Annotated in this window: 19 protein-coding genes and 2 tRNA genes; 13 read left to right on the top strand and 8 right to left on the bottom strand. The window is 45.2% G+C overall.

Going from position 1 to position 26381, the window contains the following annotated elements; translation table 11 throughout:
- The 6 genes from ACDQ55_RS11910 to ACDQ55_RS11885 all read left to right on the top strand — a co-directional run bounded on the left by ACDQ55_RS11910 (position 1) and on the right by ACDQ55_RS11885 (position 7435).
- A complete protein-coding gene (locus ACDQ55_RS11910) occupies positions 1–561 on the top strand; it encodes a cysteine hydrolase family protein (RefSeq protein ID WP_420981614.1) in 561 nt (186 codons plus the stop codon).
- 291 nt (positions 562–852) lie between these two features.
- Positions 853–926 (top strand) — tRNA-His (locus ACDQ55_RS11905).
- Between the two features lie 194 nt (positions 927–1120).
- A tRNA-His gene (locus ACDQ55_RS11900) sits at positions 1121–1194 on the top strand.
- Between the two features lie 176 nt (positions 1195–1370).
- The gene (locus ACDQ55_RS11895) at positions 1371–1964 is read left to right on the top strand and encodes a DUF445 domain-containing protein (RefSeq protein ID WP_420981613.1); all 594 of its coding nucleotides are present in this window, start codon (positions 1371–1373) and stop codon (positions 1962–1964) included.
- A gap of 236 nt (positions 1965–2200) precedes the next feature.
- Positions 2201–4777 carry a TonB-dependent receptor domain-containing protein gene (locus tag ACDQ55_RS11890; protein WP_420981612.1) on the top strand — a complete coding sequence of 859 codons (2577 nt, stop codon included), beginning with the start codon at positions 2201–2203 and terminating at the stop codon, positions 4775–4777.
- 174 nt (positions 4778–4951) lie between these two features.
- Positions 4952–7435, top strand: a complete 2484-nt coding sequence (locus tag ACDQ55_RS11885; RefSeq protein WP_420981611.1) for a TonB-dependent receptor domain-containing protein — start codon at positions 4952–4954, stop codon at positions 7433–7435.
- Between the two features lie 61 nt (positions 7436–7496).
- Here the strand turns inward: ACDQ55_RS11885 and ACDQ55_RS11880 are convergent, their stop codons facing one another.
- Positions 7497–8150: a protein-L-isoaspartate(D-aspartate) O-methyltransferase gene (locus ACDQ55_RS11880; RefSeq protein ID WP_420981610.1), complete on the bottom strand. Its 654-nt coding sequence runs from the start codon at positions 8148–8150 to the stop codon at positions 7497–7499.
- 125 nt (positions 8151–8275) lie between these two features.
- On the opposite strand from ACDQ55_RS11880, the gene ACDQ55_RS11875 reads away from it, so the two are divergent.
- Together ACDQ55_RS11875 and ACDQ55_RS11870 are read left to right on the top strand one after the other, a co-directional pair.
- A complete protein-coding gene (locus tag ACDQ55_RS11875; RefSeq protein WP_420981609.1) occupies positions 8276–9997 on the top strand; it encodes a phospho-sugar mutase in 1722 nt (573 codons plus the stop codon).
- A 54-nt stretch (positions 9998–10051) separates the two neighbouring features.
- Positions 10052–10993: a DUF2279 domain-containing protein gene (locus ACDQ55_RS11870; protein ID WP_420981608.1), complete on the top strand. Its 942-nt coding sequence runs from the start codon at positions 10052–10054 to the stop codon at positions 10991–10993.
- A 4-nt stretch (positions 10994–10997) separates the two neighbouring features.
- On the opposite strand, the gene ACDQ55_RS11865 is transcribed toward ACDQ55_RS11870, so the two are convergent.
- Positions 10998–11495 carry a phosphoribosyltransferase family protein gene (locus ACDQ55_RS11865; protein WP_420981607.1) on the bottom strand — a complete coding sequence of 166 codons (498 nt, stop codon included), beginning with the start codon at positions 11493–11495 and terminating at the stop codon, positions 10998–11000.
- Positions 11496–11632: 137 nt separating this feature from the next.
- Between ACDQ55_RS11865 and ACDQ55_RS11860 the strand changes: the two genes are divergently transcribed.
- Positions 11633–12946, top strand: a complete 1314-nt coding sequence (locus ACDQ55_RS11860; RefSeq protein WP_420981606.1) for a 4Fe-4S dicluster domain-containing protein — start codon at positions 11633–11635, stop codon at positions 12944–12946.
- Positions 12947–13018: 72 nt separating this feature from the next.
- Here the strand turns inward: ACDQ55_RS11860 and ACDQ55_RS11855 are convergent, their stop codons facing one another.
- The 6 genes from ACDQ55_RS11855 to ACDQ55_RS11830 form a co-directional block, all read right to left on the bottom strand.
- Positions 13019–14422: a PKD-like family lipoprotein gene (locus tag ACDQ55_RS11855; RefSeq protein WP_420981605.1), complete on the bottom strand. Its 1404-nt coding sequence runs from the start codon at positions 14420–14422 to the stop codon at positions 13019–13021.
- A gap of 14 nt (positions 14423–14436) precedes the next feature.
- Positions 14437–15279: a DUF4843 domain-containing protein gene (locus tag ACDQ55_RS11850; RefSeq protein WP_420981604.1), complete on the bottom strand. Its 843-nt coding sequence runs from the start codon at positions 15277–15279 to the stop codon at positions 14437–14439.
- A 10-nt stretch (positions 15280–15289) separates the two neighbouring features.
- The gene (locus ACDQ55_RS11845; protein ID WP_420981603.1) at positions 15290–16744 is read right to left on the bottom strand and encodes a RagB/SusD family nutrient uptake outer membrane protein; all 1455 of its coding nucleotides are present in this window, start codon (positions 16742–16744) and stop codon (positions 15290–15292) included.
- Between the two features lie 11 nt (positions 16745–16755).
- The gene (locus tag ACDQ55_RS11840; RefSeq protein WP_420981602.1) at positions 16756–20232 is read right to left on the bottom strand and encodes a SusC/RagA family TonB-linked outer membrane protein; all 3477 of its coding nucleotides are present in this window, start codon (positions 20230–20232) and stop codon (positions 16756–16758) included.
- Between the two features lie 134 nt (positions 20233–20366).
- Positions 20367–21413, bottom strand: coding sequence for a FecR family protein (locus ACDQ55_RS11835; protein ID WP_420981601.1), 1047 nt, complete (start codon positions 21411–21413; stop codon positions 20367–20369).
- Between the two features lie 71 nt (positions 21414–21484).
- Entirely contained in the window at positions 21485–22081 is a 597-nt protein-coding gene (locus ACDQ55_RS11830; protein ID WP_420981600.1) for an RNA polymerase sigma factor, read from the bottom strand.
- Positions 22082–22282: 201 nt separating this feature from the next.
- Between ACDQ55_RS11830 and ACDQ55_RS11825 the strand changes: the two genes are divergently transcribed.
- From ACDQ55_RS11825 to ACDQ55_RS11810, 4 genes are all read left to right on the top strand, one after another.
- Positions 22283–23062 (top strand): (Fe-S)-binding protein, encoded by a 780-nt coding sequence (locus ACDQ55_RS11825; RefSeq protein ID WP_420981599.1) that lies wholly within the window; start codon positions 22283–22285, stop codon positions 23060–23062.
- A gap of 34 nt (positions 23063–23096) precedes the next feature.
- Complete coding sequence (locus ACDQ55_RS11820) at positions 23097–23615, top strand: hypothetical protein (protein WP_420981598.1); 519 nt, start codon at positions 23097–23099, stop codon at positions 23613–23615.
- 71 nt (positions 23616–23686) lie between these two features.
- Positions 23687–25099 carry a tRNA (N6-isopentenyl adenosine(37)-C2)-methylthiotransferase MiaB gene (gene miaB / locus ACDQ55_RS11815; protein WP_420981597.1) on the top strand — a complete coding sequence of 471 codons (1413 nt, stop codon included), beginning with the start codon at positions 23687–23689 and terminating at the stop codon, positions 25097–25099.
- 43 nt (positions 25100–25142) lie between these two features.
- Positions 25143–26378, top strand: a complete 1236-nt coding sequence (locus ACDQ55_RS11810) for a sigma-54 interaction domain-containing protein (protein ID WP_420981596.1) — start codon at positions 25143–25145, stop codon at positions 26376–26378.
- Positions 26379–26381: the final 3 nt, after the last annotated feature.

The raw sequence follows: 26381 nt of genomic DNA, 5'->3' as shown, positions 1-26381 counted from the left end.
ATGGAACAACAGAATAACACGGCCCTCCTAATTATGGACATGCAGGTGGGTATCGTAGCCATGTTGCCCGACGCAGCAACTATCCTGAACAATACAGCCAAAGCTATTGCGAAAGCGCGCGACCAGAAAATTGCGATTATCTACGTAGTGGTTGGTTTCCGGCAGGGTGCACCAGAACTCAGTCTGAGCAATAAAGCTTTCGCCGCCGGTAAGGAACGATTCGCAAGCGTTAACATGGCTGAATTTATGAAGGTTCATGAAGATTTAAAACCGCAAGCTGATGAAATTGTGGTTACCAAGCGGCGTGTCAGCGCATTTACCGGCAGCGACCTGGAAGTTGTTTTACGAGCTTACGGCATTCAGCACTTGGTTATGACAGGTATAGCTACCAGCGGAGTAGTTTTATCCACCTTGCGGGAAGCTGCCGATAAGGATTATCGCTTAACCGTACTGGCCGACTGCTGCGCAGACGGCGATGAGGAAGTGCACCGCGTACTGACCACCAAAGTTTTTCCGCGTCAGGCCGATGTGCTGACGGTTGAGGAATGGCATACCGCGTAGTGATGTGTTAATATCCCCCGATTATGCCTGGTGCTTCGATAGTTTCTGTACAAGCACCAGGCATGTTTAAAAGCTGATGCTTCTTGATACCACAATTTCCTGTGAAGGTAATGGCTTGTTAGGCACGGAACAGACCGATTATCTTATGGTAAGGTATATTTTTCATCTGTAGAAAACTATTTATATATAATATATTGAAATTTTTCTTGCAAGTATTTGGAATTTAAAACTAGTTTCACTTATCTTTGCACTCCCAACAAAGGATCTTTACACACTAATAAAGATAAAACGGTGACTGTAGCTCAGTTGGTTAGAGCATCAGATTGTGGTTCTGAGGGTCGGGGGTTCGAGACCCCTCAGTCACCCAAAAAACGAAAAGGCTTCTGTAATAAGAAGCCTTTTCGTTTTTTACAATAATCCTGCAAACTGGTTACAAAAATTAGCCTGGCCATCACATCAACCTCATCTAAAATCTCACTTAAAAAATACTTCATAAAAAATTTCTTTGTTAACAAAACTTTCTCTTATATTTGCACTCCCAAAAAACGGGGACTAAACGGTGACTGTAGCTCAGTTGGTTAGAGCATCAGATTGTGGTTCTGAGGGTCGGGGGTTCGAGACCCCTCAGTCACCCAAAAACAAAAAAGGCTTCTGTAACAAGAAGCCTTTTTTGTTTTCAGATACTACTGCTCCAATAAGAGTTGAACTTTTCTGTGAGAAATAGGATATATCCCTTATCTTATTAAAATAATGAAAATATAAGATTTGACATGTGAATTTCTACATTTGTAAAAATTTACCCATACACAATGTTCTTTTTGCTTCCCTTCTTTGCTGCCGCCATTGGTTGGTTACTCAATAGTTTAGCCATTACTTTGCTATTCCGTCCATATAAACCCGTCAGGTTAGGCTTTATTTCCATTCAAGGCATCCTGCCCAAAAGGCAAGCAGCGCTGGCAAAGGCACTGGGAGCACTGGTGGGCCGTGAGTTATTTTCTTTTGAAGCCATCAAAACCAAACTGACCGATCCCCAAAAGATCAAAAATATTATCCCGCTGGTAGAAGCCCATCTCGACAGCTTTCTGCGGGAACGGTTACCTAAAGCCATGCCGGTGCTCTCCATGTTTATTGGCGACAGTACCATTAATCAGATCAAATCCCATCTGGTAACAGAACTGGATAGCCTCTTCCCTGAAATAATCAGCAAATACCTTGATGAGGTACAGCAAGACCTGGACCTGGAAAAAATAGTGGCAGAAAAGATAGCCGGCATTGCTGCAGAAAAGCTCGACGCGCACGCCCATCAATTGTTCCACCAGGAGTTAAGGCAGTTTAAGCTACTAGGCGCCGCCACTGGATTTATTACCGGCATAGTGGCCATGGTGATTGCCCTGTTATCCTAAAAACAATTTTAAAACACAAATTCGTCATCACTATTTAACAGTAGTATCCTTGTTAACTACTGTTAAATAGGTTTCTAAAGTCAACTCTGTTAACTACTGTTAAGACCTCTTAGCGCTCATATTTGTAATTTCCTCTGGATAATAACTCCACTCATCACAATCCTAAACCATTCATACCTACTCTCTGGTACATTTGTCCCAATCTGATTAGAAAGTCCGGATAAAAAACAATAAGGATGAAAAAATGCTACGCCGTTCTTGCCGGTTTGCTCCTGTGGCAGATACATACCCATGCGCAGGCGCCAACAACACCAAGCCCCAGGCAGGGACAAGGACAACAGGGAAGACCCAACATACCGCAAATCGGCCACCTATATGGCAAATTAATAGATGCCCAAACCGGTAAACCGATCGAATATGCTTCCGTCACTTTATTAAAGCAACGCGATTCCTCACTGGTAACAGGTATTCTCACTAAATCCAATGGTGATTTCAGCCTGGAAAATCTTCCGTTTGGCCCAATGATACTACGCATTAACTTCATGGGCTATACGAGTGTGCAGAAAAAAGTGATGATTACAGGTCAAACCATGGAACAAGACCTTGGTAACATCAAACTACAACAGAACGTAAAAACACTGAACAGCGTAGAAATCACCGGACAGAAAAGCGCCTTCCAGATGGGCATCGACAAGAAGGTGTTTAACGTAGACAGAAATCTCAGCAGCGTAGGCGGAACAGCACAAGACGTATTGAAAAGCGTGCCTGCAGTAAACGTAGACCTGGATGGTAACGTTACCGTACGCAATGCTTCTCCTAACATCTTTGTAGATGGTAAACCGTCTACCCTCACCCTGGACCAGATACCAGCCGATGCGATTGAAAGTATTGAACTGGTGACCAACCCTTCTGCTAAATATGATGCTGAAGGCATGTCCGGTATCCTGAACATTGTATTGAAGAAAAACCGTAAAGCAGGCTTCAATGGCGCCGTGAACGCAGGTATAGGCACTGGCAGCAAATATAATGGCGGCGGCAACATCAACATCCGCCAAGGTAAATTCAATGTATTTGCCAACTACAACATCAACTCCAACCACAATTGGGCAGATGGTACCACCAACCGCAGCAACTATCGTGATGGCGCCTTGGCAGATACTAACTACCTGTTCCAGCGCAGCAACAGCAAAACTCAACCACTGTTCCAGTTTGGCCGCTTCGGATTCGATTATATGATCGACAACCGGAACACCATTTCTGTGGCCCAAAGTATTGTAGCCGGCGATTTCAAAAACAGTGAAGACCTGGCCAGCACCTTCTCTGATAAAAACCACGAGGTGACCGGTAATAGCGACCGCCTGAACAATAACAACTTTAGCTTCCACAACTATACCACCACCCTGAGTTTCAAGCATAGCTATGCGAAACCTAACAAAGAGTGGACTGCCGATGTTAACTATAACAAAAGCGATAATAACCGTAGCGGCGATTACATCACACAGGCTCAAAGCCCACTGGGCGTTGCACTCGGACAACCAACGCGGCAAAATAATACCACCGACGGCAAAACCACCTTTGTGACGTTCCAGACAGATTACGCCAATCCCATTGGAAAGAACGGTAAACTGGAACTGGGCGCCAAAGCTACTTTGCGCGACTACACCAGCATCTATAATGTATACGATAAAGATACCATCGGCGGTAATTATATCTTCAACCCACAACTCTCTAACAACTACAAATACAACGAAGAAATATATGCCGGTTATGCCAACTTTGCCAGCACTATCGGCAACTTTGGTTATCAAGGCGGGTTAAGAGTTGAACAATATGTTTATTCCGGAGAAAATGAAGGCGCCAAGTACAAGCCTACCAAAGCAGTACCTGGCCTGTTCCCCAGCCTGTTCCTCTCAGAAAAATTGAAACACGACCAGGAACTTCAACTGAACTATTCCCGCAGGGTAAACCGGCCAAACTTCTTCCAACTGATCCCGTACCGCGATTACAGCGATCCACAGAACCAGAAAGAAGGCAATCCTAACCTGAAACCGGAATACACCAACAGTCTTGAGTTCTCTTACGTAAAAAACTGGGCTAACAGCAATTTCCTGGGTAGTGTTTACTTCCGGAATACTAATAATATGATCTCTACCATCAGCACGCCAATTGGTGCAGATACACTGCTCACACAGTATATCAACGCTAACAGAAGCAACTCCTATGGTGCAGAGCTCACGATGAAAAACCAGATCATCAAAGGATGGGATCTCACCACCAACGTAAACCTGTATCAAACAGATATGAAGGTGAACGCAAACGGGCAAAACTTTGATAACAATGGCTTCAGCTGGTTTGCTAAAATCAACTCAGAAACCAAGCTACCTGCCAATTTCACCGTGCAAATAAATGGTACCTACCAGGCGCCTACCATTGCACTGCCAGCATCCAGCGGTAACGGCGGTGGCGGTCGTGGTAGCGGCGGCGGCGGCGGATTTAACCAGATCCCTTCCTCTGCCCAGGGTACTATCAAAGGATTCAGCACGGTAGATATCGCAGTAAAAAAAGACTTCCTGAAAAACAAAGCGGCCTCGCTTACACTCAGCCTGTCCGACATCTTCAATACCCGCCAGTACGAGCTAAATCAGGCATCTCCGGAGTTCGCACAGGACTATATCCGTAAACGTGAATCCCGTGTGCTGAAACTGAATTTCAGCTACCGCTTCGGTAAGTTCGATACTGCACTGTTTAAAAAGAAAAAGAAAGACCAGGGTAATAACGACATGCAAATGGGCGATCCCATGCAACCTTTCTAAAAGCATACTGAAGAAGGTGAATGCAAACCACGGGCCGGTTAGAAGTGCTACTGCACTTCTGCCGGCCATGTTTTTTTAGCTACCACTCATCATAATTCGTGAATGTTTAAACATCTGCCCATTACTTTTATGCTGTTGTTGTATCACTGAATCATTAAGTTGCTATATCCACGCATGCGAAATTATCTTTCACTCATGGCCGTGTTGTTTGTTACGTCGTTATATAACGTTAACGCACAAACGACAACATCTGTTCCCCCTAGTATTACGGGAAAAGTAGCAGATGTTGCCTCCGGAAAACCTATTGAATACGCTTCTGTAGTATTACTCAAACAAACAGATTCTTCCATGGTAACCGGCGCATATACTACTCCCGCCGGCGCTTTTACCTTTAATAATATCGCTCCCGGCATTTACGTATTGCGCGTTACTTTCATGGGATATGAAAAATCGCAGAAAGCTGTCCGGGTAACAGAAGGGAAAAATACCTTCGCGGGCACTTTGCACCTGCAGGCCGCAGGCAAAGTATTAAACACAGTAGAAATAAAAGCAGAGAAACCTGCCTTCTCTATGCAGATAGACCGCCAGGTATTTGACGCCGGCAGCATGATCAATGCAGCAGGAGGAACGGGAACGGATGTACTAAAAAATATTCCCAGCGTAGATGTAGATATCGATGATAACATTACCCTCCGCGGCAAAAGCGTTACCATCTATGTGGATGGCAAACCTTCTCCCTTCGGAGATGCTAAAACAGCGCTGCAGATGATCCCGGCAGAAAGTATAGACCGGGTAGAAGTAATCAATAACCCCTCTGCAAAATATGAAGCCAATGGCAGCGGTGGTATCATCAACATCGTACTGAAAAAAGACAAAGCTATCGGGTATAATGTAATGGTTAACATGGGTGCCGCCACCCGCGGGGAGGCCAGCGGCGGCATCAACGCCAACCTACGCCTCAAACGCTTTAACTTTTTCGGCAACTACAACGGACGGTATGAACATATTACCGGCAGCGGTTTCAGCTACCGCCAGAACCTGGTACCAGACAGTACTAACACACAATACTTTTCGCAGTCGAACCGCAACCAGAACAATAATGGTAACAACGGCGCCAAGTGGGGCTTCGACTACTTCCTCAACGACCATAATACCTTCACGGTTTCTCAGGGCCTTAATTATAATCATAGTAGCAACGGAGATAACATCTACCTCAACTACATGGACAATAAAAAACAAACCCTTCGCTATGGCGACCGTAATAACAGCGGCCGCAGTCAAAATAATAATAACAACACTAACCTAAACTATAAACATACTTTTAATAAACAGAACCAGGAGCTAACAGCCTATATCAGTTACAGTAACAATAGCAGCATCAGTAGCAGTAATTATAATACCCAATATCACATCGTAGGAATAGATACACTGCCTAATGCAAACAGGCAAAACAATGCCGGTAAAAACGGTAACCGCTTCTGGAATATACAGTCGGACTATACCTCTCCTGTTGGTAAAAAAGGTAAACTGGAAGCAGGCGTAAAAACCACGTTGCGGTATATCGACAACGACTATACGGCATCCCTTTTTGACTGGACCCAAAAAGATTTCGTGATCAGTCCTACCCTGTCTAACCAATATAATTATGAAGAAGATATTTACGCCGGTTATGTAAACTTTGCCAATGCTTTCGGTAACCTGGGCTATCAGGTAGGCGTACGCGCAGAACAATCGCAGCTGAAAGGCTACTCCATTACGCAAGACACAACGGTAAACAACCACTACTTTAATCTTTTTCCCAGCGTATTCCTGAAATATAATATGCCCAAAAACCAGAACCAGAGCCTGGTGTTCAATTACTCTACCCGGGTAGACCGTCCTGGTTTTGATCAATTGCTACCTTATATCAACAACTCAGACCCACAGAACATCCGCACTGGTAACCCGGATCTAAAACCTGCGTTGTCCCATAAATTCGAGCTCAGTTATTCGGTATATTATCCCTCTTCCAATAATTACCTGAGCACCAGCACTTATTACGCACAAACCAACGATAACATCGACCGTATCAGTACGCTGGATACAGCATCTGGCATTACCACTACCAAGCCCATGAACCTGGCAACCCAGCAGAATGTGGGCGCCAATATGTCTTACAGCCTGAATATTACCAAGCGATGGAAAGTATGGGCCAACCTCAACCTGGAATACAACCGTCTTACCGGGGCGACTATTAATAATGAAAATTTCAGCTATGGTTTAAACGGTAATACCCAGCTTCGTTTGCCCGCCAGGTTTAGTGTAGAGCTCAGCGGACATTTCCGTTCACCCAGGATACAGCCCCAGGGGACCTTTAAAGCCATGAATGGCATGGACCTAGGCATCCGTAAGGAGTTCCTTAAAACAAAGGCCCTGGTAGCCTCTCTGAGTGTTTCGGATATACTCAACTCCCAACAATTCAGCTCCCATTATGCAACCAGTACCTTTATCCAGGATTACGACCGCAAAAGAACAACCCGCTTTGTCCGGTTGAGTATCCGCTACCGTTTCGGCAAAATGGACCCTAACCTGTTTAAGAAGAAAAAACAACAGGACGACGACGATAAAGATAAAGAAGAAGACAAAGACAAGCCTAAAGAAAACAACGGCCGATTATAGAAGTGATTGTCCTGATACTTGAAACGTATCAGGACAATCCAAAAAATTATATGAAATAACCTTATTGTTTGCCAGCCAGCATCGGTACAAAGGAAAAGTTATCAAAAATCTCTTGTTCCGTTTCCGTTTCACTAACGCGGGTAATCCGTAACATGCGCTGCACTTCATGCCCACCAACGGGGATTACCATTTTGCCGCCCGGCTTCAACTGCTGCACTAATTTTTCAGGGATATACGGCGCAGCGGCAGTAACCAGTATTTTATCGAAAGGGGCATAAGTAGACAGGCCTTCATAGCCATCTCCATAAAAGAAACGTAAATTCGGGTATTGCGCCTTAAAAGGAAAGGCCTTCACCTGGTCGAACAGCTTACGCTGCCGTTCAATAGTAAATACATTAGCTTTCAATTCGGCTAGCACGCAGGCCTGATAGGCACTGCCGGTACCGATTTCAAGGACTTTTTCGTAGGGTTTTACTTCCAGCAACTGCGTTTGATAGGCTACGGTGTAGGGCTGCGAAATTGTTTGTCCCTCCCCTATCGGGAAGGCCCTATCATCATATGCTATACTTTCAAATGCCGTATCAAGGAAGAAATGCCGGGGAATATTACCGATAGCCGCCAGTACGTTCTCATCTGTAATCCCCTTCTGACGTATACTATCTACTAACTGTCTGCGTAATCCTTTTTGTTTATAAGTATCTTCATACCGCCTCATAGCCGCAAAATTAACCATTACAGACGATTTTCAATGTTTTTTGGCAAGGGGAATTTCACACATTCAGTTTTTTATTTTTATTTTACAACCTATATTAAGCAATTACGGCTTATAAAAAAAACACCATGGATATAAATATTCAAAACAAAGTAGCGCAATGGCTCAACGGAAACTATGATGCTGAAACCGTTGCCACGTTAAAGAAAATGCAGGAAGGTAACCCCGATGATCTCACCGATGCTTTTTACCGTAACCTCGAATTTGGAACCGGTGGCCTCCGGGGTATCATGGGGGTAGGTACCAATCGCATGAATAAATATACCGTTGGTATGGCAACCCAAGGGTTTGCCAATTACCTCAAAAAGGCCTTCACAGGTGAAATCAGCGTGGCCATTGCCCACGATAGCCGTAATAATGCCCGCTTTTTTGCGGAAACCGTGGCCAACGTTTTTGCGGCCAACGGAATCAAGGTATTTCTCTTTGAAAGCCTGCGCCCTACGCCAGAACTGTCTTTCACTATCCGCTACCTTCAATGTAATGGCGGCGTAGTACTTACCGCCTCCCACAATCCCAAAGAATACAGCGGCTATAAAGCTTACTGGAACGATGGCGCCCAGCTGGTGCCTCCACACGACAGCAATGTAATCCGTGAAGTAGAAAATATCGCCTCTATCGATGAGGTGAAATGGAGCGGCGGAGAAGCCAACATTACCCTCATCGGCAACGAATTGGATGAAGCTTACCGCAAAGAGCTGCTCAGCCTGTCCATTAACCCGGAGATCAATCAACAACAACACGACCTTAAAATTGTATATACGCCTATCCATGGCACCGGCATCACTCAAGTACCGGAACTATTGAAACTATACGGCTTCGATAATGTTACCGTTGTAAACGAACAAGCCACTCCGGATGGCAACTTTCCAACAGTAGTATACCCTAATCCGGAAGAAGCGGAAGCCATGAGCCTGGGGCTCAAAAAGGCCAAAGAACTGGATGCCGATATCCTACTGGGTACCGACCCCGACGCTGATCGTGTAGGTGTGGCAGTAAAAGACCTCAAAGGTGAATGGATACTGCTGAACGGTAACCAAACCGGGGTACTGCTGTTTAACTACATCGTGGAAGCCCGCAAACGTAACGGTTTGGCTAAACCAAACGATTTCATCGCAAAAACGGTGGTTACTTCCGACCTGATCGATGTATTTGCTGCCAAAAACAATATTACCTGCTACAACGTGCTGACCGGCTTTAAATGGATCGCCGACCTGATCCGCCGCAAAGAACCGGAGGAAAATTTTATCTGCGGCGGAGAAGAATCCTATGGCTATATGATCGGTAACAATGTGCGCGATAAAGACGCTATCTCTTCCGTTGCCATGATCTGTGAAATGGCTGCCGTTGCCCGCAACCATGGCAAAACGCTGTTCGAAGAACTAATTGATATCTATATCCGTTACGGTTATTATAAAGAAAGCCTCCTGTCTATCACCAAAAAAGGCATGAAGGGCGCCGAAGAAATTGCTGATATGATGCGTAGCTACCGCGAAAATCCACCAGCAGCCATCAACGGCTCTCCGGTAGTAACCCTGTACGACTACCAACTGCAACAGATCAGGGATATTAAAACCGGTGAAATTAAAACACTGGACCTACCCAAATCCAATGTACTGCAGTTTCTATTGGCAGATGGCAGTAAAATTTCTGCCCGTCCTTCCGGTACCGAGCCAAAAATCAAATTCTATTTCAGCGTAAATGCGCCATTACAAAGTGTGGCCGACTACGACAAAGTAACTGCTGAACTGGACGAAAAAATACAACGTATCATCAAGGATATGAAGCTGTAGTAATGATACCGGCTAGCAGTAGCTAGCCGGTATCATCCGGCAACTTTCTCTTACATGAAAAGAACCCTGCTTATCTTCCTATTGCTACTGCATAGCTTGTGCAGCAGGGCACAAAGTAAAGTGTCCTTTACTACTATTCCTGATACCACCATCCGTTCCAGGGTATGGCTGTTAAGCGGCACTACGGTAGCGGCATATGGCGTTAGCCTGGCAGTACTCAACACAGCCTGGTATAGAGATTACCCTAAATCAAACTTCCATTTCTTTAGCGACATGAACGAATGGAAACAAATGGATAAAGCCGGACATATTTTCAGCGCTTATTTTATAGGAAAATATAGCCGGGAGATGTGGCGCTGGTCGGGTATTCCCAGGAAAGAACAAATCTGGGTCGGCGGAATGAGCGGTTTTGTGTTCCAATCAGTAATCGAAATACTGGATGGCTACTCTTCGGAATGGGGGTTTTCCTGGGGCGATATGGGCGCCAATGCTATCGGCTCCGCCCTGTTGATCAGCCAGGAACTGGCCTGGAACGAACAACGCATACAACTTAAATTCTCCGCCCACCCCGAACATTACAACGATGACCAGATACTGGCGGAAAAAACAACGGAACTCTTCGGCAAGGCTTTCTGGGAAAGAACGTTGAAAGATTATAACGGACAAACCTACTGGCTGTCTGTAAACCTTCATTCTTTCTATAAAGACAGCCACCTTCCCGAATGGTTAAATATTGCCGTGGGATATGGCGCACAGGGCATGATCGGCGGCACTGATAACACCTGGACAGACAAACACGGAATAGACCGGGACTATAGCCACCTGGCGCGCACCAGGCAGTTCTACCTGTCGCCCGACGTAGACTTCACCAAAATCCACACGCACAAAAAAGCGGTTAAAGTATTGTTCCAGGTATTGAATATGATGAAATTTCCTGCACCCACTTTTGAGATCACTTCAAAAGGCCGCACAAAAATACGTGCCCTCTACTTTTAACCCTCTATTCAAAATAGGCGGCAATAATTTCTTCTCCCTTCATCTCTACCAACACCATATCCTGTAACGTAGTGGCCAGGGAGTAACCCACGAAATCCACCGACAAGGGAAATGACTTATGCTTGCGGTCTACCAGTACAGCTGTTTGTATTTTTTTAGGGAGATATTCCAGCAAAGGCTTCAGCGCATATAACATAGTACGGCCGGAATTGGCCACATCATCTACCACCACAATTACTTTGTCATTGAAGTCAATATCTTCTGACACGGTTACTTTTCCTGGTTTTTGCTTGTCTAACCGCAATTCAATGATATGTGTCTTCAAAGGCGAAATCTGCTCCAGGATAGCTGCGATCTTGTGGGCAATAATCACCCCTCTGTCCCAGATACCTGCTAAAATGATCTCTGTGCCATCGCTGTTCAACTCATAGATTTCGTATGCGATACGCTCTATTTTCTTTTGAATGATATCTTGCGTAAGAATGATATTGTTACTTTGCATATGGCAAAAATAAGTAAAAACCGTGTATGCTTTTTACAGCTAGTCGCTAAAACTGTTAGCGGCTGGGAGCTTGCCAGCAGCAGCCGGCGGTTTTCCCAAAAAATCCCCTAAATTAGGGAGTCAAATCTGATCCACCCATGCAAATTGTACAAGAATTATTATTTGTGGTCCTCTTTGGGATGGCCGTTTATCTTTTTACCGGGAAAGTGAAACAGATAAGGAAAAACATCCTACTGGGGCGCGATAAAGACCTGAGCGACCACTCTCCGGAGCGATGGAAGAATGTACTGCTATTGGCCTTCGGCCAGAAAAAGATGTTCCGTAATCCATTGGTTGCCGTACTCCACTTTTTTGTATATGCTGGATTTTTGATCATCAACATCGAAATACTGGAGATCATACTGGATGGGATACTTGGCACACATCGTTTATTCGCACCCGTATTAGGTAATTTGTACCCGGTGCTCATCGGTTTATTTGAAGTGCTGGCAGTATTGGTGATCATCGGCTGCGCCGTGTTCCTCGTCCGCAGGAACATTATAAAGCTCAAACGCTTTACAAGCCACGACCTGGATGGATGGCCACGTTCCGATGCCAACTATATTCTTGCCACCGAAATAGCGCTGATGCTGCTGTTTCTGACCATGAATACTGCCGACCAGTCTTTACAGGGCAAAGGAGTGGAACATTACATTGCTACCGGCCCCTTTTGGATTTCCGGGGCTTTTGCTCCCCTGTTCAGCGGTTTGTCTGACGGATCGCTGGAAGTACTGGAACGGAGCTGCTGGTGGCTGCATATTGCTGGCGTGCTGGTATTCTTGAACTATCTCCCTTACTCCAAACACCTCCATATCATACTGGCATTTCCCAATGCTTATTACGCCAATTTGCTGCCCAATGGAGAAATGGAAAACATGCCGGCAGTGCAACAGGAAGTACAACTCATGCTACAACCGGAACTAGCCGCCAATACGCCTGCTCCCGATATCATACCTAAATTTGGCGCTAAAGACGTAATGGACCTTACCTGGAAAAATCTGCTGGATGCCTACAGTTGCACAGAATGTGGCCGTTGTAGTGCCGCCTGTCCGGCAAACCTGACCGGGAAATTGTTGTCGCCCCGCAAAATTATGATGGATACACGCGACCGCCTGGAGGAAGTGGGCCATAATATCAAGATCAATGGGGCTTTTAAAGACGACAGCAGGGCATTGTTGAGAGATTACATTTCGGAAGAAGAACTACGGGCCTGTACCACCTGCAATGCCTGCGTTCAGGAATGCCCGGTAAGCATCAATCCTCTCGATATCATCCTGCAGCTGCGCCGCCACCTCGTAATGGAAGAATCCAGTGCACCGCCAGAATGGACGGCTATGTTCAGCAATATCGAAAACAACATGGCGCCCTGGAAGTTCAGTATGGATGACAGGGACAAATGGATCAACGAATAATTTTATACCCATAAAAAAAGAACCGGAAGCTTACGCATTCCGGTTCTTTTTTTATGAGATGTCTTTTATTACTTAATTGGCTCTTACAATAATATCTTTCGGTGTACCGGGAATACCATCCACCTGCTTTATTTTGTCGCCCGTATGACCTGTACTTACATCCAGGTAAACGAGGCTGCCATTTACCCCCACGATCAACAGATCGCCATTGTTTAGCAGCTTCAGCATAGTTACCTCGCTACCAAAACTGGTATTTAGCTCCTTCACGTCTTTATTCAACGGATTATAGCGGTATACCTTGTTACCCTGGCTAAAATAAAACACGCCGATCGGAGATTCTGTCCACAGGGTGGTAGCGCTGATCTTGTCTGCAATTACCGGTACCCGTTTTTCATAAGCATGGAAAATAGGGTCCTTGCCTGGTTGCACATCCATTCCGAAACGTAATTCGCGGATTTGTCCGGCGCTATCGCAGAAAGCATAGCAACTATTATCTGAGAATCTTCCCAGATGCCATACATTCATTTTAAGATTTTGGGGGAAGAAAGCAGAATCTCTCAACACATAGTTCGTATCAAGATAATTGCCCCAATCCATCCTTACCAGCCTGCGCTTGGTTTCTTCAAAACCCAGGAAGTAACCGCCATTCTCCGGCGCACTGCAGATAATAGTGGAAGCCAGGCTATAATCGCCGTCAAAAGGCACCCCTAAATAACCGTAGTAGGTAGCAAAAGGAGCTGTTTCGGTAGCGCCCCGGTATAATTTTTTATTGATAATAGCAGTAGGTACCCCCATTGATACTTCCATAAATGTTTGCACTTGCAATGGGCCCGGATCAGAATAAAAATTCTGTGCCAGCGTACGGATTTTCTGCAGGTTATTAGGATCAATAAACACGCCGCCGTTACTAAAAGTTGCCCAGTAACCGGTGATCAGGTTACCATAATTCGCATTTTTCATAACAGACAACTGCTGGGCATGTGCAGGCAGTGTATCGTGGTTAATGCTGGTATATACATCTGGTTGCACGGTGCCATCTTCTTTCACAAAAGAGATCTTTGATCCCGCAGCATCCTCACTCAATACGATAGCGCCGCGGGTAAAGGCAGCAGAACCATTAATCACAAATTTGTAGTAGTACTTCATATCTGTGATACTGTCGTATACCGTGAATAAAGCAGGGTAACGGGAAGCGCCTAAACCGAATACAATGCGCAGTTCCTGCCCATCATAGTCTTCTGTGTACATCTGGCCGGGTATCTGGATCTGCCAGTGTCCCAGGTATTTCTTATTACCGGATGCCAACACTACTTTGGGCGATATAATAAAACTATCGCCTACCATCGCATTATAAGCGGTATCGAGGTTAGAGACTACCGGTTCGCCTATCGGATGATAATCGTAGTTGCCCTTATCTTTATAGCAGGCCGTGAGGATCAGCAACCCGCCAATGATATATAGAAATGCGTGTTTCATGTTAAATGATTTGATCATTGTGGTACAATGCGGTTACCGTTCTCGTCATGGAAATAATACCTGCCATCTGCAGAGTTGAATTCCAATGGATATTTCTTGTCCGGGTTGCCAGTATTATAGAAATAATAAGTACCGTCATCCTGCTGGCCAATAGCGTAGCCCTTATCCTTATAATCGGGCGTACGGCCGATAGGGTCCATCATAAAGGCCCGGAACTGCCGGATATAGAACAGGGTTAGAGGGGTGGATTGCCAATCAGACATATCTGTTTGCAGCTCTGTGGTACCGGAAGTACGAATAAACAACTCGTGCTTTACACGGGAATACACACCTAGCTCACCTATCCATACTGCCCACCAAACTGGCTCCTCCAACCGGTTGGAGAATGTGATTTTCGCTGTATCAAAAGCTGGAAAATCGTTACTCAGCTGGCTACTGCTGATCAATTGCAGCTTAATGGTAACAGAACGGTCGATCAGGGCAGGATCTGCAACATACATAATGATCGGCAAAAAGCCCCCGCCGGAATCGGCAGGAATCTTATAAGCAGTGTCCAGTGCCTTATAGTGCAGGCCTGGCTGCGCTGTAGTGGCGCTGTCTATCACCTTTACCTTAAACCACCTGTCGTAATGCACGCGGCTACCGGAAACCTTTACGGGCAGCATTATGGTATCGGTCGACTTCTCCGGGTAAAGGGCAAAAGAATAAAAGAAACTATCTATCCTGGTACTCTTTTCGTCATCCGTAAAATCAAAATAAATATTATCATGCGGTTGCTGGAACAGCGGGTTATCTTGCTTTTTACAAGCCATCAACAGTACCCAACTAACCAGGCTTATAGCGATCAATTTTTTCATGGTTGATATTTTATCGGTTACCGTATGCAATTTCATCGTCAGGGAGCGGCAGTACGAAAATACCGTTGGAAGCCGGTATTGGCTTACCTCCAGGTCCGCTGATCGCCTTATTCAAACGTTTATACATATAAAAGATCTGTCCTTCTCCATACATTTCCTTTCTCGCTTCCTTCAGCAGCTCCGAATAAAAAGAGGTGGCGTCGTCCTGCCCGCTATAAGGCGCTATACCTCTATGCAAACGTACTTCGTTGAAATACCCCCAAGCCTTTTGTGGATCTTGCTCGTAAGCGGATTCCGCTGCGATATAGTATATCTCGCTCAAACGCAGGGCAGGGCCCATCAGGTAATGCAGGTTTGCATCCCCTCTCTTATATTTTTCCAGTTGCAGGTAGGTGCCGGATGGGATAGATTGCTCAGAGAACCACTGTTTAAAGCGGAAATCCTCTCCTCCTACACCAGCTACTTCATAAATATTCCTTCCCTCGGTAGTAGAGATGTAAAGACCATTACCACCACCTTGGCGGAACACATAACTCAACGCGTCTTTACGGTTAGGCATATAGAAGCCGAATATCAGCTCTTTATAAAGGATGCGGTCTTTTTTGCTATCATCGCCGCTCATAAAATCTTCTTGGCGGGTCCAAGGGAATTTATTGGCGTTAATAACTTCCAGCGCCTCTTTCAACGCATTGGCCTTATCATTTTTGTACAGGTATACCCTGGCCAGCTCACCGCAAACTGCATAATAGTTAAGACGGTGGCGACGCTGCTGAGCAAACAGCTCTCCTCCACTTTCATTAGAGGAGTCCTTGATCATATAACCTACTTTATAGCCAGGTTGCAGGATAGGATCTACAGTACGCAGCAACTCTTTTGCGGCAGTCAAGTCTTTGATCACAGAATCCAGCAAACCTTTTACGGTTTGCATAGTCTGTGCATCCTTAGTGAACGCGGTTACATAAGGTACGCCTTTGGCATTCGGATCTACTGCGAAAGATGGCGCAAACAAACGAAGCGCATCAAAATGGCACCAGGCACGCATTGCCAACGCTTCCCCTTTAACCAAGCCATAATTAACTCCGGATAAAACAGATCTTTTAACATCTACCTTAGACAGGATAATATTACTGTTGGCAATCACTTCGTACAATCTTTTCCAGGCCAGATCCTTTTTATTGATCAGTGTCTGGTCTTTATAATTGTACATAGCTGCTTGACGATAGTCGCTGTTGGTTGGCAATGAATAATTCTGTGCCAATACATCAGGTAAACCACCCATTAATTCTCTACCATACAGGTCTTCTTCTATAGAAAGGCTGTAAAGTCCGTTTATAGCGTCTTTAAAGCCATCCTCAGTTTCAAACAGCTCATCACCAGATACCTCCGAAATAGGCTTTATATCCAACCATTTCTTACAGGAAGTAACCAGGGCAAGCAGTGAGATCAGAACTAAATACTTCTTCATAGCGAATGATTTTAAAACCTTGTTTGAAGGGAAAAAGTGAAGCTCCTGGCGAAAGGATAATCAATACCCCTTTCTGCCTCTATAGTAGACCAGTAGCCAATATCGTTCATGTTCAGAGAGAAACGCAGACTTTGCATTTTCAGACGCTTGTACAGCGACTCTGGCGCATCATAAGAGAAATACACCGATTTAAACTCTAATCTGTTTTCTTTCTGCACAAAGCGGCTGGAAGCCCGGGTGATCGATTGGTCGGCAATATTTTTATAGAAGGTGATATCTCCAGGGTTTCTCCATCTGTCTGATAACACACGTGCATCTACGTTATATCTCGGATCTGCATTCTCTACACGGTCCAGCAGGGTCTGGTTGTAATAATCGCCACCGAATTTGGTGTAGAAGCTCACTTCCAGCATAAAGCTCTTATAGATCACATTACCGCCGAAGTAACCTTCCAACTTAGGCGTTTGATCGCCTACCGGTACCGTATTCTTTACATCATAGATGTAAGTTTTGGAACCATCTTTATTCAGGAAGATCTCTTTTCCAGTTTCAGGGTCAATACCCAACGATTTCACTGCATAAATAGTGTTCATAGACTGTCCTTCCTGGTAACGCAGCAAGGCTACTGACTTCAGGTCGTCGTTGTCGTTCTGTTGTTTATTGATGTCGTCGTTGTGCGCTTTGAGTGCATTGGAGATTTTGGTGATCACGTTAGTATTGTGCACCATGTTAGCATTCAGGTTCACCGACAGGTTGCGGGTACGGTATATATTTCCCCGGAGGTTGAACTCATATCCCTTGTTCACCATTTCTCCCAGGTTCTCTTTATATTGATAGAAACCGGTGGAAGGTGCTACGTTGATGTCTGCCAGTAAGTCTTTAGTGAGCTTATAGTAGTAACGGGGAGCAAAATACAAGCGGTCGTGGAACAGTCCCAGTTCCATACCCAGATCGTAGTTATGGGTGCGCTGCCATTTAAGCCTGTCGTTACCGTAAGCTTTAAAGTGAGCGCCTACGCCGGTAGAATACCAGTCGCCAACGTAATACTCATAAGTAGTATTAGATAAATAAGCAGGGAAAGATACTTCCCCGGTTAAACCGGTAGTAGCTCTCAGCTTCAGTTGTGAAACAGCGGTATTACGCAGGAACTCTTCGTTTTGCATGTTCCATCCCAATCCGTATGACCAGAAAGGTGCCATCCGTGAATTTGCACCAAATTTGGAAGAACCGTCTATACGTAAGGTTGCATCCATCAGGAAGCGGTTCATGTAAGAGTAGTTAACGCTTCCAAAAGCACCAGCCAGGCGTTCTTCATAAGTAGTACCGGTAGGTGCAGCATTTGGTTTGTAAGTTCTAGCAAAAGTGATATCAGTGAAGCGGTCGTTAGGAAACCCTTGCGCTGAAAAGGCTTTCAGTCCGGTTTTAGCATCCTGCATATTGATACCCAGGGAGCTATTGAAGAAGTGATCTCCAACGCCTTTATTATAGTTCAGTACCAGATTGGTATTAAACTGCATTTCATCCTGGAAGGCGAAATCATAAGTACCACGGTCTTTCAGATCGTCTCCTGTTTTATCAAAGAAATCATTGCTGTAAGGGGAAATAAACTGATCTGTGGTTGTTTTTCTTTTGGTTAAGCTCATATCTGCCCGCAGTCTTAATGCTGGGGTGACATTGTATTCCGCAGAAAAGGCATCCACAAATTCCAAGTATTCCGATTTATTGAAGCTGCCAAGGGTAGCCTCGTACAGGGGGTTCAATACATTGTTTACCTTATAACCGGTGCTGCTGTTATTGTCGTAGCCAGCATTCCATTTGTCCAGTTCGCGCAGCAAGCGGCCAGTAGAATCGGTTTTAGGGAAGTAAGGGTTCATTCTCGCATAGTTGGAGAAATCCCGGTAAGGCGATTCCTTGCCGTTGATCTGAGACACAGTAAACTGGTTGCGGAAGAGCACCTTATTATTTTTCAGGTTGTACTGCAGATTAGTGGCCAGGCTATAACGGTCACGCCCGGAACCTTTCATCACACCCGCATTGGTTTGGTAGCGGCCATCGATGATATATTTAAATGACTGTGAACCGCCTTCCAGAGACACGGAATGTTTATGTCCGAAGTCGGTAGACAGTGGTTGAGCGAGCCAGTAGGTATTTACACCAGCCAGTACGTTCCTGCGCTTAGCGTAATACTGTGCTTCCACTTCATCCGGATTTTGTCCGAGAGCGCTTTTATATACACCGGCCAGCTTTTCGTATTCCAGTTTCTGGGAAGCATCCAACAGGTGGTATGCAGTCAGGTCCGGGGTACTTACATTCAGCTCATAACCATAGGTGAGGGCCAATTTTCCTTCCTTAGGCGGGCGGGTAGTGATTACCAGTACGCCATTAGCTGCGCGGGAACCGTAAACGGCAGTAGCAGCAGCATCTTTCAGCAGGGTGATTGCTGCAATCCTGTTAGGGTCTAGGTCATACACCGTTTGCACCGGCACCGGGTAACCATCTATTACAAACAGTGGCAGGTTGGTTGCACTGCTCAATTGGTTACGGCTAAGGGCTTTATTATCGCCACTAGGCAAAGCGGTAGTACCTCTTACGTTGATGTTAGGCAACGCATTGGGATTGGAACCCATGATGTTGTTCTCTACCAGTTTAAAAGAGGGGTCAAATGATTGAACGGAAGCCAGTATATTCTGTGGGTTGAATCGTTTTAGCTCCTCTCCGGTAATCGTTACAGCAGATCCGGTGAAGTTATCTTTTTTGATACTCTGATAACCGTTTACCACCACATCTTTCAACGATTGTGTATTGGTGTGTAAGGTAACGGCCAGGGCACGTTTACTTACTTTTACTTCTTGTGTTTTAAAGCCCATATAACTGATCACCAGTACGGCACTTTCCGGTACGTTCTTCAGTTCAAAACGGCCATCTGCATTTGTATGTACGCCATTCTGCGTACCCTTTACCACTACAGTTGCACCGGGAACAGGCACCCCGTCTTCCTGGAGCACTTGTCCTTTTACTGGCGGATGCTGCGGAACTTCTTGTTCAGGGGTTTCCATTACAGGGGCTGTCTCCTCTTTATCCGCTACTACTTCCTGTTGACGGGGAGCTGGCGTTGAAGAAGGAGGAGCCGCAGGCACATCTTTTCGGTAAATAAAATAATTATCCTGACCAGCTTCTTCTGCTTCCAGGTTAAAGGGCGACAGAAAACTACGCAGGTAGTCCAACATCTTACCTGAAGCAGCTTTAGCTGTGGGCACAGTAGTGCGCAGGTCTTTAATCGTGTTACCGGTATAGTTGATGCGGACCTTATAGCGTGCTTCCAGCATCGTTAGCACTTCTTTCATCGGCAACTGTTGCTGACGTATGGTAGCATACAGTACATCTTGCTGTGGTGGCTGATAAGCCGCAACACCTGGTAATGCATACAGTTGCATCAGCAAGGCCACAGCCACGCTACCGCCAATACGCCTGGCGTAAAATTCTGTCATAGCTATACTTTAGGTTGGTTGAATAATAGAAACCCTGTTTTATTATGGCTGATTATAAATTCTTCGATACATAAATATTCCTCCTGTTATGGCAGGCATAAGCTTCACTATTATTTTTCTCTCAATTTTATTAGTTACTGTTGGCTGATCCTATAAGTATCCGTTCCCGTTTTTGTAACGGTAACATGCAACGATTTAGACAATATCTTGAAAAACACTTCTATATTATCCATAGGTATGGCGCCGGTAAATGTTTGATCACCCAAACTTTCATCCTGCAATGCTATCGTAATACCCAGATTATCCTGCAATGATTTAATGACTTCTGATATAGGCGTATCCGTAAACAATAATTTCTTTCTTTGCCAGGAAGAATACACTTCCGGGTTTACTCTGGTGTTGGTCAGCTCATTTGTTTTAACAGAATAAGTAACCATATCTCCAGGTTTCATAATAATAGGCATAGCAGATTCGTGCTGGCGCAATGCCAGCTTCACAACGCCATTATCTAATACTACCTGTGTTTTAACGCGTCTGGTATTTACATTAAAGGCTGTACCGGTTACCTGTACATCCATATCTGGCGTATGTACCACAAAACGCTGATTATTATATTTATGGGTAACGGTAAAGAAGGCCTCCCCGCTAATCCATACTTCACGCGGTGCAATAGCGTCCCAGGCTTTAGCATACCGAAGGGTAGAATTCACATTCAGCTTCACTTCAGAGCTATCCGGCAAGAAAACTGTTTTCATTTCTCTCTTCGCCGTAGCCTGTTGTTCTACCTTTGGCCGGGCAAACAGTAAAACAGCAGCGGTATATGATATAGCCATGCCTGTTAAGATCGCGGTATAGGGCAGCCAGCGACGGTTACGGACCCTGGCAGCGGCCGGCGGAATAGCAAACAAATTGCCCTTTCCCCCTTGCAATGCTGCTCTTTCAATCGTACCCAGGATACGTGACCAAATAGCCGGACCATCTTCCGGGGCAGGCGTATAGGTAGCACTACCCAATACTTGTAACCATTGACGGGCCTGCCTCACGGTGTCCACTTTATCCGGATTATGTTGCATCCATTCTTCCCAGAAAGCAGCGGCATGGACGTCGTTTTCCAACACCCAACTGCGAAAAGATGGCTCTTCCAAAAAATCTGAAATAGTGAATTCCCTGAATTTCATCATTGTTACTTATAAAGTAAAGTAGACTATTAACAAAATCTTAGCGTCTACAACAACTTTTTTTTAAATTTTTTTTAAGGATTGGTTAAGAATTGTTTTATCACCACAAAAAGGATGGTCATTAGCTTATCACTGTGCTTTTTCAAAAAGCGCAACGCCTGTGATAACAATACATAGGTGGCATTAACACTAAGCGACATCAGGGCGGCCGCCTCCCGGGTATCCAGCCCTTGAAAGTAACGCAGGTGTACCACTTCCTGCTGGCGTTTAGGCAATTGGTTGATCACCCGCACCAATTTCTGCTGCTGCTCCCGTTCCGCTTCATCCCCAATGATCCGTTGCTCCGGTGAATAAGTAAAATCTGCATGCTCTATCGTTGGATCGAATAACTGCGGCATATATAATGGACGCATGCTCCGGTGAATATTCCTCTTCAGACTCGCCAGCAGATAATACCGGATAGTATCGGTAATGGTAATACGTTCCCGGCTGAACCAAAGCGTCACAAATAGATCATGGATACAGTCCTTCACCACAGTTTCATCCGCATGAATCTTCATTCCATAATTATATAGGGCAGGAAAATGCTGCGTGTAAATGAAAGACAAGGCATCTCTATCCCCTTCCATTACCTTCGTCCATAACTCCTTATCATTCAGGTTGGCGTACAACTCGGTCGGATTTAAATTTTGTGCAGTTCTATTTTTTATCTTTATATTGAATTTCGCGTCTTAAAGATATAAACAGTAATGATAGTATCCAAGTATGAAAATTTAAAGGACACACCAAAATTTTAGACAGTTGTATGACTTTTTGTGTTTTTAACATGATAACATGCAATTATTATCCGTTTTTAATTTAAAAAATATAGAATGCATATAAAAACAATGGCAGAATATACCGCAAACGGTGAAGCGCCTGAAGTGCTTTTCTGGGTGGGTTGTGCTGGCAGCTTTGATCAGCGTGCGCAAAAAATAACCCGGGCGTTTGCGACTATATTAGACAAAGTAGGCGTTCGTTTTGCTGTTCTGGGAAAAGAAGAAACCTGCACCGGCGATCCGGCCAGAAGAGCGGGCAATGAATTTATTTTTCAGATGATGGCCCAGAATAATGTACAACTGTTAAATATGTACGAAATTAAGAAGATCGTTACTGCCTGCCCCCATTGTTTCAATACACTAAAAAATGAATATCCTGCCCTTGGCGGTAGTTATGAAGTAATCCATCATACCACTTTCCTGCAATCACTGATTGATGAAGGTAAGATAACGTTGCAGGAAGGCGGCGCTTTTAAAGGTAAAAAAATCACTTACCATGACTCCTGCTATCTGGGCAGGGCCAATAATATATATGAAGCGCCCAGAAAAGTACTGGAAACACTGGATGTGGAACTCGTGGAAATGAAACGTTGCCGTAGTAAAGGACTTTGCTGTGGGGCTGGTGGCGCGCAGATGTTCAAAGAAGAAGAAAAAGGCACTACGCGGGTGAACTTCGAACGGGGCCGGGAAGCGGTAGCAACCGGGGCTTCCGTAATCGCCTCTAATTGCCCATTTTGTATGACCATGCTAACAGATGGCGTAAAAGAAGCGGGTAAAGAAGAAGACGTAAAGGTGCTGGATATTGCAGAATTGATCGCTGCCAGCATGAAATAGAAAAGGATTCGGGAATGATCCTTATTTTTGTGGTATGAATACGAATAACATCTTCCCTGCAGGCTTTTCTCCAGCTTCCAGGGTTTGGATATACCAGAGCAACAGACCATTCAACGAACGGGAAGTATGGGAGATTAATGAGCAACTGCACCAGTTCACCGCCCAATGGAGCGCCCATGGCGATCCAGTAAAAGGTTGGGGACAAGTAGTGCTTAACCAGGTGATCGTGCTGATAGCAGATGAAACCGACACCACCGTAAGTGGTTGTAGCACAGATAGCTCCGTGCGCATAATTAAAAGCATAGAAAAACAGTACGAGGTAAATATGTTCGATCGCCTACTGCTGGGTTTCATCGTAAAAGATAAAGTACAGCTGTTACCAATGGCTCAGGTAGCCTATGCCCTGGAAAAAGGCTATATCGATGAAAATACCATCTATCTGAATAATACCGTGCTTACAAAAGAAGAACTGGACACCAAATGGTTGTTGCCGCTGAAAGACAGCTGGATAGCTAAAAAACTGTCCCTGAACACAGCCCAGGCAAAGGATTAACAGCTTCCTTTCTGCCATTCTGTCATTTTTGATTTTTATTCCCTATTTTTGCCTTCCTAAATTTTGTCAGGATGCTTGATCTGGATACTAAAGTGCATGATGAAAGTCGTCAAGGAGAAGCATATACTCCTGCAGCGGCTGGCAACCAAACATATACTAAAAAATTTTATATTGAAAGCTATGGCTGTGCAATGAATTTCAACGACAGTGAAATTGTTGCTTCCATACTGGGAGGAGAAGGCTATGGCCCTACCCGCAATGCGGAAGAAGCCAACCTGATCCTTCTGAATACCTGTTCTATCCGCGAAAAAGCTGAGCAAACCGTACGTAAACGTCTTACCGAATTTAAAAAAATCAAACAGCAAACCCCTGGTATGCTGGTAGGCGTATTAGGTTGCATGGCAGAACGCATCAAGGGTAAACTCCTGGAAGAAGAGAAACTGGTAGACCTGGTAGTGGGTCCCGACGCTTATCGCAGCCTGCCCGCCCTTATAGCAGAGGCAGAAACAGGACAGAAATCCGTGAATGTGCTGTTGAGCAGGGAAGAAACCTATGGCGACATCAGCCCGGTGAGGCTGGATCAAAACGGCGTCAGCTCCTTTGTATCCATTATGCGGGGCTGTAATAACATGTGTACCTTTTGCGTAGTACCATTTACCAGGGGGCGGGAACGCAGCCGCGACGCCTATTCCATTGTAAAAGAGGCAACCGAGCTGTTTGAGCATGGCTACCGCGAAGTAACCTTGCTGGGGCAAAACGTAGACTCCTACTACTGGACCAACGCAGATAACAGCGAAACCATTACTTTCGCCATGCTGCTCGAAAAAGTAGCGCTCATTCATCCCCTGCTGCGCGTACGTTTCAGCACCTCCCATCCTAAAGATATTACCGACGAGGTGCTCTTTACCATGCGGAAATACGAAAACATCTGCAATTATATTCACCTGCCGGTGCAAAGTGGCAGCTCCCGTATACTGCAATTGATGAACCGTACCTATACCCGCGAATGGTATATCAAGAAAGTAGAGCGTATCCGGGAAATACTGCCCGATTGCGGTCTTTCTACCGACATCATCTGCGGTTTCTGCACAGAAACAGAAGATGACCACCAGGATACCCTGAGCCTGATGGAATTTGCCCACTATGACCTGGCTTATATGTATTTTTACTCCGAACGCCCTGGCACCCTGGCGGAACGCCGTTATAAAGACGATGTACCGGAAGAAGTGAAGAAAAGAAGACTGGCTGAAGTAGTAGAGCTGTACCGCAGGCATTCGCAGGAAAGCATGGCAAAAGAAGTCGGCAAAACGTTTAAAGTGCTGGTGGAAGGTCCTTCCAAACGTTCCGATGAACAACTAATGGGACGCAACGACCAAAACAAAGCCATCGTTTTCCCAAAAGAAAACTTTAAAAAGGGCGATTATGTTATGGTAAAAGTAGAAAGCTGTACATCCGGAACATTGATTGGAAAAGCAGTACACTAGCCGGCGATTAAAATTTTTAACCATCTAACAGGAATAACCGCTTATGGACATACAGGCTATAAAAAACAGATTTGGCATTATTGGAAGTAGCCCTGCACTGAACTATGCATTGCAGGTGGCTGTACAGGTAGCCAATACCGACCTCACCGTACTGATAAACGGGGAAAGTGGTGTTGGTAAAGAAGTTTTTTCACAGATCATCCATGCCCTAAGCGCACGTAAACATAATCCTTTCATTGCCGTTAACTGCGGCGCCATACCCGAAGGCACTATCGACTCCGAGCTATTTGGCCACGAAAAAGGGTCGTTTACCGGAGCTGTAGACAGCCGTAAGGGCTACTTCGAAACTGTGAATGGTGGCACTATCTTCCTTGATGAAATCGGGGAAATGCCCATGGGCACCCAGGCCCGCCTGCTACGTGTACTGGAAACAGGAGAGTATATCCGCGTAGGCTCCTCCAAAGTACAAAAAACAGACGTACGCGTAGTAGCCGCTACTAACCGCGACTTACTGGAACGCACCCAACAAGGCAAATTCCGGGAAGACCTCTACTACCGGCTCAATACAGTACCTATCCGCGTGCCTGCCCTCCGCGACCGCAAAGAAGATATTCCCTTACTGTTCCGGAAATTCTCTGTGGATTTCTCGGAAAAATATAAAACCCCCTCCATACAACTGGATGAAGAAGCCAGGAATATCCTGGTCAATTATCCCTGGAGAGGTAATATCCGCGAACTTAAAAATATAGCAGAACAAATCTCTGTATTATCAACAGATAAGCTGGTAACCGCCAACGACCTGAAACGCTTCCTGCCCGAACAACCGGAAATTAACCGCCTCCCTATGCTGGCGGCTCCGCACCAGAACAGCGATTTCAACAGCGAAAGGGATATCCTCTACAAACTTTTCTTCGACATGAAAAAAGATGTGACCGAAGTAAAGAAAATGTTCTTCGATATCCTGCAGAATCCCAATATGGCCCATACTGCAGATTTCCATGCAGACAACCATATCCTGCACAGCTACCCGGCAGCACCGGAAATGCCTACGCCTTCCGGTACCGGCCTGGCCCCAGCCCAGCCCATCATATTGGCCGACAATAAAATTGATCATCACGAAGAAGTGGAAGAAACCCTTTCTATCGCCGATAAAGAGAAAGAACTCATTGTAAAAGCGCTGAAAAAACATAAAGGCAAACGCAAAGATGCCGCGCTGGATCTGGGCATTTCTGAAAGAACACTTTACCGTAAATTGAAAGAATATAACATCGCCGAATAAACG

It is taken from the genome of Chitinophaga sp. 30R24 (assembly GCF_049056765.1).
Taxonomy (GTDB): Bacteria; Bacteroidota; Bacteroidia; order Chitinophagales; family Chitinophagaceae; genus Chitinophaga.
This window is presented reverse-complemented; position numbering and strand designations above follow the sequence as displayed.

Excerpts from the sequence above, each read along its gene's own strand:
- ACDQ55_RS11845 (WP_420981603.1), bottom strand. The coding sequence starts at position 16,744 with ATGAAGAAGTATTTAGTTCTGATCTCACTGCTTGCCCTGGTTACTTCC.
- ACDQ55_RS11875 (WP_420981609.1), top strand. The coding sequence starts at position 8,276 with ATGGATATAAATATTCAAAACAAAGTAGCGCAATGGCTCAACGGAAAC.
- ACDQ55_RS11840 (WP_420981602.1), bottom strand. The coding sequence starts at position 20,232 with ATGACAGAATTTTACGCCAGGCGTATTGGCGGTAGCGTGGCTGTGGCC.
- miaB (WP_420981597.1), top strand. The coding sequence starts at position 23,687 with ATGCTTGATCTGGATACTAAAGTGCATGATGAAAGTCGTCAAGGAGAA.
- ACDQ55_RS11810 (WP_420981596.1), top strand. The coding sequence starts at position 25,143 with ATGGACATACAGGCTATAAAAAACAGATTTGGCATTATTGGAAGTAGC.
- ACDQ55_RS11870 (WP_420981608.1), top strand. The coding sequence starts at position 10,052 with ATGAAAAGAACCCTGCTTATCTTCCTATTGCTACTGCATAGCTTGTGC.
- ACDQ55_RS11865 (WP_420981607.1), bottom strand. The coding sequence starts at position 11,495 with ATGCAAAGTAACAATATCATTCTTACGCAAGATATCATTCAAAAGAAA.
- ACDQ55_RS11895 (WP_420981613.1), top strand. The coding sequence starts at position 1,371 with ATGTTCTTTTTGCTTCCCTTCTTTGCTGCCGCCATTGGTTGGTTACTC.
- ACDQ55_RS11890 (WP_420981612.1), top strand. The coding sequence starts at position 2,201 with ATGAAAAAATGCTACGCCGTTCTTGCCGGTTTGCTCCTGTGGCAGATA.
- ACDQ55_RS11835 (WP_420981601.1), bottom strand. The coding sequence starts at position 21,413 with ATGATGAAATTCAGGGAATTCACTATTTCAGATTTTTTGGAAGAGCCA.
- ACDQ55_RS11885 (WP_420981611.1), top strand. The coding sequence starts at position 4,952 with ATGCGAAATTATCTTTCACTCATGGCCGTGTTGTTTGTTACGTCGTTA.
- ACDQ55_RS11825 (WP_420981599.1), top strand. The coding sequence starts at position 22,283 with ATGCATATAAAAACAATGGCAGAATATACCGCAAACGGTGAAGCGCCT.
- ACDQ55_RS11855 (WP_420981605.1), bottom strand. The coding sequence starts at position 14,422 with ATGAAACACGCATTTCTATATATCATTGGCGGGTTGCTGATCCTCACG.
- ACDQ55_RS11910 (WP_420981614.1), top strand. The coding sequence starts at position 1 with ATGGAACAACAGAATAACACGGCCCTCCTAATTATGGACATGCAGGTG.
- ACDQ55_RS11820 (WP_420981598.1), top strand. The coding sequence starts at position 23,097 with ATGAATACGAATAACATCTTCCCTGCAGGCTTTTCTCCAGCTTCCAGG.
- ACDQ55_RS11850 (WP_420981604.1), bottom strand. The coding sequence starts at position 15,279 with ATGAAAAAATTGATCGCTATAAGCCTGGTTAGTTGGGTACTGTTGATG.
- ACDQ55_RS11880 (WP_420981610.1), bottom strand. The coding sequence starts at position 8,150 with ATGAGGCGGTATGAAGATACTTATAAACAAAAAGGATTACGCAGACAG.
- ACDQ55_RS11860 (WP_420981606.1), top strand. The coding sequence starts at position 11,633 with ATGCAAATTGTACAAGAATTATTATTTGTGGTCCTCTTTGGGATGGCC.